Annotated in this window: 9 protein-coding genes and 2 tRNA genes; 3 read left to right on the forward strand and 8 right to left on the reverse strand. The window is 59.2% G+C overall.

What is annotated here, in order from left to right:
• Positions 1 to 46: 46 nt before the first annotated feature.
• The 3 genes from AC1D2P_RS07435 to rimO form a co-directional block, all read right to left on the reverse strand.
• Positions 47 to 757: an rRNA pseudouridine synthase gene (locus AC1D2P_RS07435; RefSeq protein ID WP_077430783.1), complete on the reverse strand. Its 711-nt coding sequence runs from the start codon at positions 755 to 757 to the stop codon at positions 47 to 49.
• A 187-nt stretch (positions 758 to 944) separates the two neighbouring features.
• Positions 945 to 1418: a GNAT family N-acetyltransferase gene (locus AC1D2P_RS07440; RefSeq protein WP_046029271.1), complete on the reverse strand. Its 474-nt coding sequence runs from the start codon at positions 1416 to 1418 to the stop codon at positions 945 to 947.
• Between the two features lie 112 nt (positions 1419 to 1530).
• Positions 1531 to 2868: a 30S ribosomal protein S12 methylthiotransferase RimO gene (gene rimO, locus AC1D2P_RS07445; RefSeq protein ID WP_046029273.1), complete on the reverse strand. Its 1338-nt coding sequence runs from the start codon at positions 2866 to 2868 to the stop codon at positions 1531 to 1533.
• 288 nt (positions 2869 to 3156) lie between these two features.
• On the opposite strand from rimO, the gene AC1D2P_RS07450 reads away from it, so the two are divergent.
• Positions 3157 to 5058, forward strand: coding sequence for a potassium transporter Kup (locus tag AC1D2P_RS07450; RefSeq protein ID WP_046029276.1), 1902 nt, complete (start codon positions 3157 to 3159; stop codon positions 5056 to 5058).
• A 189-nt stretch (positions 5059 to 5247) separates the two neighbouring features.
• Here the strand turns inward: AC1D2P_RS07450 and AC1D2P_RS07455 are convergent, their stop codons facing one another.
• Positions 5248 to 5574 carry a DUF3077 domain-containing protein gene (locus tag AC1D2P_RS07455; RefSeq protein WP_477811370.1) on the reverse strand — a complete coding sequence of 109 codons (327 nt, stop codon included), beginning with the start codon at positions 5572 to 5574 and terminating at the stop codon, positions 5248 to 5250.
• A 520-nt stretch (positions 5575 to 6094) separates the two neighbouring features.
• Between AC1D2P_RS07455 and AC1D2P_RS07460 the strand changes: the two genes are divergently transcribed.
• Together AC1D2P_RS07460 and AC1D2P_RS07465 are read left to right on the forward strand one after the other, a co-directional pair.
• Positions 6095 to 6385 carry a Phd-YefM gene (locus tag AC1D2P_RS07460; RefSeq protein ID WP_109788006.1) on the forward strand — a complete coding sequence of 97 codons (291 nt, stop codon included), beginning with the start codon at positions 6095 to 6097 and terminating at the stop codon, positions 6383 to 6385.
• An 11-nt stretch (positions 6386 to 6396) separates the two neighbouring features.
• Positions 6397 to 6684, forward strand: a complete 288-nt coding sequence (locus tag AC1D2P_RS07465) for a type II toxin-antitoxin system RelE family toxin (RefSeq protein ID WP_038979200.1) — start codon at positions 6397 to 6399, stop codon at positions 6682 to 6684.
• 472 nt (positions 6685 to 7156) lie between these two features.
• On the opposite strand, the gene AC1D2P_RS07470 is transcribed toward AC1D2P_RS07465, so the two are convergent.
• From AC1D2P_RS07470 to AC1D2P_RS07485, 4 genes are all read right to left on the reverse strand, one after another.
• Positions 7157 to 8455, reverse strand: coding sequence for a virulence factor family protein (locus AC1D2P_RS07470; protein WP_477758343.1), 1299 nt, complete (start codon positions 8453 to 8455; stop codon positions 7157 to 7159).
• On the reverse strand, positions 8455 to 11097 hold the full coding sequence (gene mprF, locus AC1D2P_RS07475) for a bifunctional lysylphosphatidylglycerol flippase/synthetase MprF (protein WP_046029286.1): 2643 nt from the start codon (positions 11095 to 11097) through the stop codon (positions 8455 to 8457). Before mprF ends, AC1D2P_RS07470 begins: the two co-directional genes overlap by 1 nt.
• 277 nt (positions 11098 to 11374) lie before the next feature.
• A tRNA-Met gene (locus tag AC1D2P_RS07480) sits at positions 11375 to 11451 on the reverse strand.
• 242 nt (positions 11452 to 11693) lie between these two features.
• A tRNA-Met gene (locus tag AC1D2P_RS07485) sits at positions 11694 to 11770 on the reverse strand.
• Between the last annotated feature and the right edge of the window lie 128 nt (positions 11771 to 11898).

Below are 11898 nucleotides of genomic sequence, written 5' to 3' on the forward strand. Positions count from 1 at the left end.
ACCGCTTCAAACAGCGGTACCGAAATGTGTGGCGGCGCGAGAAGTCTTAGAACTTCTCTTTGCCGGACAGGTAGCGCCATTGCCCCAACGGCACTTTGCCGATGGACACGCCACCTATGCGGATGCGGCGGATGGCAACGACCTTCAAGCCTACGGCCTGGCAGAACAGGGCGATCACGCCCGGTTGCGGGTTCTTCATGGCAAAGCGCAGGCGATTTTCGTTCTGCCAGCTGGCTTTGACGGGCGGCAGCTCCTTGCCTTTGTAGGTCAGACCGTGGTTCAGGCGGTTGAGGCCGTGAGCCACCATGTCGCCTTCAACCTCGACCACATACTCTTGCTCGATCTTGCTGGCATCGGCGGTGAGTTTGCGCAGGATCTTCCAGTCCTGGGTGAACACCAGCAGCCCGCTGGCGTTGGCCTGCAAGTCGGTGCTGGCGGTCAGGCGCAGGAAGTGGCCCTTGAGCGCACGTTTGCTGAAGCGGTGCTCTTCGCTCAGGGTCTCGGCGCTCAGGGTGGCCATGGCGGTGTCCGCGTCCATGCCCACGGGTACGTTCAACAGGATAGTCACCGGTTCCGGTGCGGTGGCCTTGGCCTCTGGGTCGAGTTCGACTTTTTGCGTGTCGACCTTGAACTGCGGCTCGTCGATGACTTCACCGTCCACGGTCACCCAGCCGCCCTCGATGAACAGCTCAGCCTCCCGACGGGAACAGCCGACGAGTTCGATGAGGCGTTTGGAGAGACGAATCGGGTCAGTCATGACAGGGCCGTAACAAAAAAGGGGTGGGCATTGTACCTGCCTGGCGCCGGTTAATCCCGGCTCCATTTCAGTGCTGGGGCTTTTTGTGGGAGCTGGCTTGCCTGCGATGGCATCAGCCGGGTTTAACTGACCTGCCGCGTCGCCTGCATCGCAGGCAAGCCAGCTCCCACATTTGATCTATGTTGTGTCAGCCATTACGCGTCAGTTGTTGCGCCTGGCGCAGGCGCATATGCAACAGCGGATAAGGCTGCTTCATGCCGTCAAACTCGGAGCGACCGATCACCTCGAAGCCTTGTTTGAGGTAAAACCCCAGCGCTTGCGGGTTCTGTTCGTTGACGTCCAGTTCATCGGCATTCAGGTGTTCCATGGCATAGCGTAGCAACTGTTTGCCCAGACCCTGGCCGCGATGCGCCGGATCGATAAAGAGCATTTCGATCTTGCCGGCTGCCACCCCGGCGAACCCGGTGATGCGCTGGCGTGAGTCTTTGGTGCAAATCAGCATCACCGCATCGAGGTAGCGGGTCAGCACCAGATCTTTCAACAACAGGATGTAACTGTCTGGCAGAAAGTCATGGGTGGCGCGTACCGAGGCCTCCCAGACCCGGGTGAGTTCTTTGTAGTCACTCTGTTTCGGTGTGAGGATGACCGAATGATGGCGCATGGCCGGATGCCTTATGTGCGTGGAGGGTGCGAGTCCTTTCTCCCACAAAACGATAGACGTAAAAAAGCCCCGCATCTCGTCAAGAGAGCGGGGCTTTGCGTATTTTTTGCGTTTAGATCTGTTCAGCCCACAAGTCGTATTCGTCAGCGTCGGTCACTTTGCACCAGACTTTGTCGCCTGGCTTGAGGTTGCTGCCGTTATCGATGAACACGTTGCCGTCGATTTCCGGGGCATCGAAGAAGCAGCGGCCAACCGCGCCTTGCTCGTCGACTTCGTCGACCAGCACTTCGATTTCGCGGCCGATGCGCATTTGCAGGCGCGCCGAGCTGATCGCTTGTTGGTGCGCCATGAAGCGGTCCCAACGGTCCTGCTTGACGTCGTCCGGAACGATGTCCAGGTCCAGGTCATTGGCGGGCGCACCTTCAACCGGCGAGTACTGGAAGCAGCCGACGCGGTCGAGCTGAGCTTCGGTCAGCCAGTTCAACAGGTACTGGAAGTCTTCTTCGGTTTCGCCAGGGAAGCCGACGATGAAGGTCGAACGGATGATCAGGTCCGGGCAGATCTCGCGCCAGTTCTTGATGCGCGCCAAGGTCTTGTCTTCGAACGCCGGGCGTTTCATCGACTTCAACACTTTCGGGCTGGCGTGCTGGAACGGGATGTCCAGGTACGGCAGGATTTTGCCGGCGGCCATCAATGGAATCAGCTCGTCGACGTGCGGGTACGGGTAAACGTAGTGCAGGCGAACCCAGACGCCCAGCGTGCTCAGGGCTTCGCAGAGTTCGGTCATGCGGGTTTTCACCGGCGCGCCGTTCCAGAAACCGGTGCGGTACTTGACGTCGACGCCATAGGCACTGGTGTCTTGCGAGATCACCAGCAGCTCTTTGACGCCGGCCTTGACCAGGCGCTGGGCTTCGTCGAGCACGTCACCGACCGGACGGCTGACCAGTTTGCCGCGCATCGAGGGGATGATGCAGAAGCTGCAGCTGTGGTTGCAGCCTTCGGAAATCTTCAGGTAGGCGTAGTGGCGCGGGGTCAGTTTGATCCCTTGTGGCGGCACCAGGTCGATCAACGGGTTGTGGTCCTGGCGCGGCGGCACGACGTCGTGCACGGCGTTGACCACTTGCTCGTACTGCTGCGGACCGGTCACGGCCAGCACGCTCGGGTGCACGTTACGAATGTTGCCTTCTTCAACGCCCATGCAGCCGGTCACGATGACCTTGCCGTTTTCCTTGATGGCTTCGCCGATCACTTCCAGCGATTCTGCCTTGGCCGAGTCGATGAAACCGCAGGTGTTGACCACCACGACGTCAGCGTCCTGATAGGTGGACACAACGTCATAGCCTTCCATGCGCAGCTGGGTAAGGATGCGCTCGGAGTCGACCAGTGCTTTGGGGCAACCCAGGGATACGAAGCCAACCTTTGGATTGGCCGGCGCAGGAGTGGTGGACATGTCTAACCTCGGTATTTGGGACGCCTCCAGCCGAAGACGGCAAGGCGACAGACGGGCGCTTGGTGCGCCTCTGGTCAAAAAGTGCGCAATTCTAGCGATGAGTCGCTCACTTGACCAGCTTTATGCAGGGAAATACGACGAGTGCTGCGCTATGCTTCGCGCCGTTAGGCTTTACCGAATTTTTACAGTCAACAAAACGTCTGTAACGTGAAGTAAAACAGCGCATGCTGCACGACAAAGCAAAGTGCTTCTTTAAAAGAAGCCGGGTCTGGGAATCAGGAGTGGTGGATGGGTCAGGCAAGTAGTCAGGTGGCGGGCGCCGAGCATTCGGCGGCGAAGCCGATCGGCATGCTGGTCGCGGCGGTCGGAGTGGTTTACGGCGATATCGGCACAAGCCCGCTGTACACCCTCAAAGAAGTGTTTTCCGGTGGCTATGGCGTGCCGGTCAACCATGACGGCGTGTTGGGGATTCTGGCGCTGATCTTCTGGTCGCTGATCTGGGTCGTTTCGATCAAGTACATGATGTTTGTCCTGCGTGCCGACAACCAGGGCGAAGGCGGGATCATGGCCTTGACCGCACTGGCCCGACGGGCGGCGGCGGGGCACCCGAAGTTGCGCACCTTGCTGGTGGTCTGCGGGTTGATCGGTGCGGCGCTGTTCTACGGCGACAGCATGATCACTCCGGCGATTTCCGTGCTCTCGGCCATCGAAGGCCTGGGGCTGGCGTTTGATGGCATCGACCATTGGGTGGTGCCGCTGTCGCTGATCGTGCTGGTCGCACTGTTCCTGATCCAAAGCCACGGTACTGCGCGCATCGGCATTCTGTTCGGGCCGATCATGGTCACCTGGTTTGTGGTCCTGGGCGCGCTGGGTGTCTACGGCATCATTCAGCACCCGGAAGTGTTGCAAGCGATGAACCCGGTCTGGGGCGTGCGTTTCTTCACCCAGCATCCGGGCATGGGCGTGGCGATCCTCGGCGCGGTCGTGCTGGCACTGACGGGTGCCGAAGCCCTTTACGCCGACATGGGGCACTTTGGCCGCAAGCCGATTGCCCGTGCCTGGTTCATCCTCGTGCTGCCGGCGCTGGTGCTGAACTATTTCGGTCAGGGGGCACTGCTGCTCGGTGACCCGGAAGCCGCGCGTAACCCGTTCTATCTGTTGGCACCGAGTTGGGCGTTGATCCCGTTGGTGGGCTTGTCGACTCTGGCCACGGTCATTGCGTCCCAAGCGGTCATTTCCGGGGCGTTCTCCCTGACCCGCCAGGCGATCCAGCTCGGTTACATTCCGCGCATGCACATTCGCCACACCTCCAGCGCCGAACAGGGCCAGATCTACATCGGCGCGGTGAACTGGGCGTTGATGGTCGGCGTGGTGCTGTTGGTCTTGGGTTTCGAATCCTCCGGTGCCCTGGCCTCGGCCTACGGCGTGGCGGTGACCGGCACGATGCTGATGACCAGCATCCTGGTGTCGGCGGTGATACTGCTGTTGTGGAAATGGCCTCCTGTTCTCGCGGTGCCTGTGCTGCTCGGCTTTGTGCTGGTGGACGGCGTTTACTTCGCCGCCAACGTGCCGAAAATCATTCAGGGCGGGGCCTTCCCGGTGATCGCCGGTATCGCGCTGTTTGTGCTGATGACCACCTGGAAACGCGGCAAGCAATTGCTGGTGGAGCGTATGGACGAAGGCGGGCTACCTCTGCCGATTTTCATCAGCAGTATCGCCGTGCAACCGCCACATCGCGTGCAAGGCACCGCCGTGTTCCTGACCGCTCGCCCGGACGCCGTGCCACACGCGCTGTTGCACAACCTGCTGCATAACCAGGTGCTGCACGAGCAAGTGGTGCTGCTGACCGTGGTCTACGAAGACATCCCGCGCGTACCGCCGACCCGACGCTTCGAGGTCGATTCCTACGGCGAAGGGTTCTTCCGGGTGATCCTGCATTTTGGCTTCGTCGACGAACCGGACGTGCCGCAAGCGCTGAAACTGTGTCACCTCGATGACCTGGACTTCAGCCCGATGCGCACCACCTACTTCCTCAGCCGCGAGACGGTGATTGCCTCCAAGCTGGAAGGCATGGCCCGTTGGCGAGAGGGGTTGTTTGCCTTCATGTTGAAGAACGCCAATGGCAATTTGCGCTTCTTTAATCTGCCGTTGAACCGGGTGATTGAGCTGGGTACTCAGGTCGAGATGTAAGCCCGAACAAAAAGCCCCCGTTGCCGTGAAGGTGGCGGGGGTTTTTTGTGTCCGAACACATAACTTGAAGACGACGGAAACTCAATGTGGGAGCGGGCTTGCTCGCGAAGGCGGTGTGTCAGTCACTGTATGTATTGACTGATACACCGCCTTCGCGAGCAAGCCCGCTCCCACATTTGATTTGCGGTGTTACGTGCTCTGGGGCAGTTCTTCTTCGGATTCGGTCTTTGTCCGGGCTGGTCGTGGCGTCAGGACTTTCAACACATCATCAATTACGGCCTTACCCATCGCCGTCAGGTAATGCGCGGCCCAGGCGTGGCGGTCGGTGTCTTTTGCGTAGGCGGCATCCTCGGCGAATGATTTGCCGAGGAAGAGGAGATCGGAGGCTTGGGCCAATGCTTCGACGATGGGGACGCCGGCGCGGACGTTGAATAGCGCTTGATCGGAGCAGTAAATGAGGGGGGTGAAGCCGATGGTTTTTAATTCTGAAATCGCGGAAGCATCAATTTTAGTCATGTCTATTCCCTAAGCTTGAGGAGCTGCCACGTTCGTTTCCAAGCGAATGGGTGGCAGCTGTGCGCAGGTTGGAAAACCGGGAGCCTAGGAAACCGGCACGTCCGAAGACGTCCCACGCACAGCCACCATGACACAAGGTTGCAGCCGTGAAGATCTGCGGTCATGTTGGGCACGTTGTTGCTATTCGCTCGTCGGGTTTCCAATCCCGATCGCTGAATGGTCAGCGACGTCCGGAGACTACCCCGTCGAAGAAAAGCGCAACAAGGCATCAAAGTGCCCAAACGTACGATTCGGAGTTTGCCTACAAGGTCTGCGGGCGTCATCCGATATTGCGACACCAGAAGTAAACGAAACTAAACACGGCAAAGTGTTTACACGTCCTTAGGCTCACTTTTTCTCAGGATGAAAAACACCGGATGAGAAATTCGCGTTTTTTGCAGCTTGCTGTATGTCTAATTCAACGCAATACTCTGCGTAGAACTGTGTGTTCAAATTTGCATGATTGTGTAGAGAGGTGAGTATGACGGCATTACTGGAGCGTGCTGACCAAGCGATTTCGGTGACTGCGATGGTCCGGGGGTTCAGTGCGAGGCTAAAGGAGATTTCCAGCCGAGCCACCGAACGACTGGTCATTTTCAAAGACAACCAACCCGCAGCGGTCATTATCAATGTCGATGCGTATCAGGAAATGCTCGACGAGCTTGAGGACCTTCGGATTGAAGTCGCGGCTCGAGAGCGACTGATCGGTTTTGATCAGGCCAAGGCTGTAAGCCACGACGATATGCGGGCGCGGTACGCCAAGAAAGACTAAAGGAGCTATGGATGGTTTGGGGCGTTATCTATCATCCGGAGGTTCAGAAGGATCTGGATCTGCTGGGAGCTGTGGCGGCGAACCGCATTCTTGATGTAATCGAAGAGCGGATTATCAATGGTGAGCCGGACAAGAGCGGCAAGCCCCTAAGAGCCAGTCTTGCAGGCTGCAGACGGATCCGGACAGGCGACACGCGGATCGTATATCGAGTCGACGGCAAGGCCATTCAGGTATTGATCGTCGCAGTCGGGGCCCGGCGTGACGAAGAGGTTTATGACGCCGCAGAGCGTCGCTTATAAGTAGGAAGCCCCCGTTGCCGTGAAGGTAGCGGGGGCTTTTTTGTGCCCGATGATTTTGAATTTACTGACCACCCCTGTGGGAGCGAACTTGCTCGCGATAGCGGTCTGTCAGTCGACATCAATGGTGACTGCTCGTCCGTCATCGCGAGCAAGCTCGCTTGTACACAGGGGGCGGCAGTGTTACTTGCTTTCAGCCAGTTCGTCATCAGATTGGTCTTTGCCCGGGCCGGTCGCGAGGTCAGGATCTATCGAACGGTGTTGACGGCTCGATTTTTCCAATGAAAAAAGTGTCCACGTTTTATGGAATGTGGACACTTGGACTTTCTAGCTTGATGAAGAGTCAAGACATTTTGCTTTTGTGCAAGATGGCCAGCCTGCACCTAAGCAGAAAGCTTTTTAGGACGAGACAGTACATGTAAAAAAGCCCCCGCAACCAAACAGCTGCGGGGGCTTTTTCGTGGCGACGCTCAGATCACTCCTGCGTCGCCGCCTCTTCCTTGGCCTGACGCTTGACGATGATGTCCACCAGGCGCTGGGCCAGCGCCGGGTAGTTCTCGTCGAAGTGGTGGCCGCCAGGCAGTTTGATCGCTTCACCCACGGCGCTCTTGTCGGTGCAGCCGCTTTCGTCGACTTCTTCTTCACCGTAGATGCACACCACTTTTTCCGGTGGCAGCTTGGCCATTTCCGGGCCGGTGGCGGCTTCTTTGCCGGCGTTGCCGAGCCAGCCTTCGACTTCGATTTCGAAGCTGCCGGTGCGGGCGAAGGCCAAGAGGATGATGGCGTCGACGCGTTGCTGTTCCGATTCGGCCAGGCGGTTGTAGATTGCCGGCAGCACATCAGCGCCGAACGAATAACCGGTCAGGATGAAGCGTTTGGTGCCCCATTTCTGCCGGTAGTGCTGCATCAGTTCAGCCAGGTCCAGGGCGCTTTGCTCCGGGCTCTTGTGTTGCCAGTAGTAGCGCAGGGTATCGATGCCGACCACCGGGTAACCGATCTTGGCCATTTCGCCCGCGACATCACGGTCCAGGTCGCGCCAACCGCCGTCACCGGAGAGGAACAGGGTGACGGTGTCCTTGGCTTGACCGGCTGGCACTTCGACCACTGGAATTTGCAGGCCGCCGGCGGCTTTGTCGCCACCCACGAGGATTTTGCGCAGTTCGTTGTTCAGCACTTGCGGCAGGTTGATGTCGTAGTCGCTGATGCTGGTTTCGGCGTTGGGTTGGTCGCGCACGAAGCCGGCACTGGTGTCGTCCGGGTTATCGTTCCACGCCACCAGCCAGTGGCCATGGGCAGCACTTTTTGGCAGCAGGTGCGTGCAGCCTGGTTTTTCCAGCGCCAGGTCGACGGAAACGGCCTGGGCCAGGTCATTCTTCTGCTCGGACAACCAGCGCCAGGCCAGCACGGCGCCAGGGCCGATGCCGCTGACCAGGGTTGCCGGGCCTTTGAGTTCGCGCAGGCCCGATTGCAGGGCGCGGCTTTGCAGCAGGCAGTCTTTAGGCAGGATCACTTGAACAATCTGCGCCGAACCGGAACGGCTCAGGGTCATCAGTTGTTGGTCGCTGAGCTTCTGGTCTTCATTGACCGCTACCAGCACCTGAGCCTTCGGCGTGGTGCCGGGAATCACGCGGGTCATCGCCGCGCCATTGGCGGGCGTCAGCTGTTCGAGCGTCGGTGCCGGTGCCGGGCGTTTCAGGTACCAGTAGCCGCCACCGACAATCAGGGCCAGCACTACCAGTGTGGCCAGTACGTACCGCAAGGAGCGTTGAATCATCAGCGTTTCACCAATCCAGTCAAGCCGCCCGCAATCAGGGCAGCAGTATCGGCCAGGGCAACCAGCGGATCGAGTCCGGCGGGCACGGCCATATAACGGGGTTCCCAGTCAGGCTGGAACTTGTCTTTGAAGCGGCGCAAGCCTTGGAAGTTGTAGAGCTGCTCACCACGGCGGAATACCATCGAGCCCAGACGCTGGGTCAGGGGGGCGCCACGACGGGGTTGCAACCCCGACAACGGCACCATGCCCAGGCTGAAACGCGCGTATCCATGATTTTTATAATGTTGTATCAGGCCGACCATCATGAACTCCATGGTCAGCTTGGGGGCGTCCGGGTGCGCGCGCATCAGGTCGAGACTGGCCAGGTCATGGCCGTATGTTTCGAGAAGGTTGGCGAACGCGACCGGGCGACCTTCAAAACGGATCACCGCAATGCGGAAGTGCTTGAGGTAATCATCACTGAAGCGACCCAGGGAGAAGCCTTTCTCGCGGACATTCTTACCGGTCAGCCAGGCATCGGAAATCACCTTGAGCTCATCCATCGGCGCCTGGCCCGGCTCATGGATTTCCAGTGACAGACCATCACGAGTGCCACGGTTCCAGGTGTAGCGCAGGTCTTTCATCTCTTTGCCCTTGGCTTCGAGATCAAAGCGATGCAGATCGACCCGGGCTTCTTCGCCGAGCTTGATCGCAGTCAAGCCTATGTCCATGTAGTACGGCAGGTTCTCGGCACGCACTTGATAGAACACAGGACGGGCGTGATGGACGTCGCAGAGGTCGCGGAACTGCCAGATCATTTCCGCCCGTTGTTGCGTCGGGCCGATTGGGTCGTACAACGCCACCAGGCTGCGCCCACGGCGTGCGTACATCAGAAACGCCTCGTCGTTAGGGTGGAACAGCAGCGCCTTGTCACCGGTCAAGGCCAGGCCCCCATCCGGCTGGGCGGACGCCATGAGGATCTTGTGCGCGCGCTCCAGTTCATCGGGCGCCGGCAAATGGATGACCGGGCGGGCGGTGCGCAGCAACCATGTCAGCGATACCACCACCAGCAACACTGCGGCGCCCAGCAACGAGCGCAAGCCACGCGGCGCATCGGCATCAAGGGTGAACTGCCACCAGAGTTGATGGCTGTACGGAACGTCTTGATACGCAAACAGCAGCAACCAGATCGAGGCACCCAGAACGCACAGGCTAGACACCAGATACAGCGGCGAAAACGGCAGTTCGGTGAGGCGGCTCGGGCGATAGAACGAGCGGCGGAATACCCCCAGCAGGCTGGCAATGAGGGTCATCAGGCAGGCTTCTTCCCAGTCAAACCCCTTGAGCAGCGAGAGCAGGGCGCCGACCAGCAGCAAAATGGTGGTCAGCATCCAGGCCGCAGACAGGCGCCGACGCAGCCCTTGAGCCAGCAGCAGGCACAGCACGCCGATCAGGCTGGCACCGAAGTGCGAGGCATCGACCAGTCGATGCGGGATCAGAAAGCCGATGTGTTCCAGGCGGGTGTCGATTTCCGGGGTCACGCCGGAAAACAGCAACACCACACCGGAAAGAAACACCAGTACCGCCAGAATCGGTGCCGCTAGGCCGGACGCCGCGCGCAGGGACTGGCGCGTCTGAAACAGGCGCTGGCCTTCGTTGATAAGCAAGAATACGCAGGCCACCAGCAAGGGCAAAATCACATAAATCAGCCGATACAACAGCAGGGCGGCCGCCAGTGGTGCGGCGCCGAGGGTGTCGGCGAACGCGGCCAGCAGGATCGCTTCGAAAACACCGACGCCGCCCGGCACGTGGCTGAGCACGCCTGCGGCCAATGCCAGCAAGTACACCAGCAGGAAGGCGCCGAAGGGCGGTGCCTCTGGCAGCAACAGATAAAGCACGGTCGCGGCGGCAGCCACGTCCAGGGCGGTAATGATCAGTTGCAGGAAAGTCAGGCGGCGCCCGGGCAGGCGCAAGGTGCGGCGGCCGACTTTGACCAACAGGTTGTCCGACGAAGGTTGATCCGGCAGGCGACGGCGGTAGATGCCGATGGCCAGCACGCTGAAGAGCAGCAGAACCGCCGCGGCGATCGCGCCGAGCAATGTTTCGGATAGACCCAGGGCTGCAGAGGCGGCAGGCAGGTCGCTGAGGGTTGCCAGCGCGGCCAGTGGCGGCAGGGCGCACCCGAGCGACAGGCTGGCAAACAGTGTCATGTGGGCGACTTCAGAAGCCCCCAGGCCATGACGTGCATATAAGCGGTAACGAACCGAGCCCCCCGAGAGCATCGACAGGCCAATGGCGTTACCGATGGCGAATGCAGTGAAACCGCCGAGTGCCAGAATTCGCGGCGCCAGCGTCACCCCCGCATAGCGGCTGGCCGACCACTCGTAACCCAGCAATATGATGAAACCAACGACGGTCGCACCCAATGCGCCCAGCAACGCCGGTTTCGGTACTTCCAGGATCGAGTCGTGCAAAGCGTACAGATCAAGTTCGCTCAACAGGTGGCGGCAGGCAATCAGCGCGATCGCGAACAGCAGCAGAGTAACCGCCAGGCCAATGGGCTGACGATACTTGCTGACCAGATCAAGCAGGTGCAAACGCCCGGCCTTGATCGGTTGTGTCGCTGTGACGGTGTCCTGTGGATCAGACGAGTTGGCGCGCATCAATCACCTCTTGGATTGTGCGCGACAGGATGGAGGTATCGAGCCAAGTTACCAATCCCTGTAGAAAAAAATAATCACGAATATTAACGCCTCTCACCGGGTTCCGGCGATGGCGCATCATGCGTCGTAGAGGGGCTGCCTGCGTTCCAGCATAGTCTGAACTGGGCAGTTTGATGATCCCCGACGCTTCACGACACTGTGACAGATCATTGTTGCGAAAGGACTTTTTCGGCGGATACAAAAAAGGCCACTCTTTCGAGTAGCCTTTTTTGATGTTTGGTTGCGGGAGCCGGATTTGAACCGACGACCTTCGGGTTATGAGCCCGACGAGCTACCAGACTGCTCCATCCCGCGTCTGTGTGGCGGCATTCTACAGGCGAACGGCGAGGTGTCAACCGTTAATCCCAAGAAGGGTTAAATAAGTATAGAAGAGCGGCGAACGGTCGCAGGGGAGAGCTAAGTTTCGGAATCAGAACGATTTCTCATTTTGGGCAGCATCAGCCTAAATGTCCCTACATTCGCCCTGACTACCGCTAGGAGTACAAAACGAGCAGGCACAAAAAAGGCCACTCTTTCGAGTAGCCTTTTTTGATGTTTGGTTGCGGGAGCCGGATTTGAACCGACGACCTTCGGGTTATGAGCCCGACGAGCTACCAGACTGCTCCATCCCGCGTCTGTGTGTCGGCATTCTACAGAGGATCGCCGGGGTGTCAACCTGCAATTCCGGAAAAACCTCTTCCTGTTCAACCGCTTAGCTTGTAATTGGGGTTGGGCGATCGTCTGTAAGGCAGGCGTGGCAAG

The sequence above is a fragment of the Pseudomonas sp. P1_F1_2 genome (assembly GCF_056405815.1).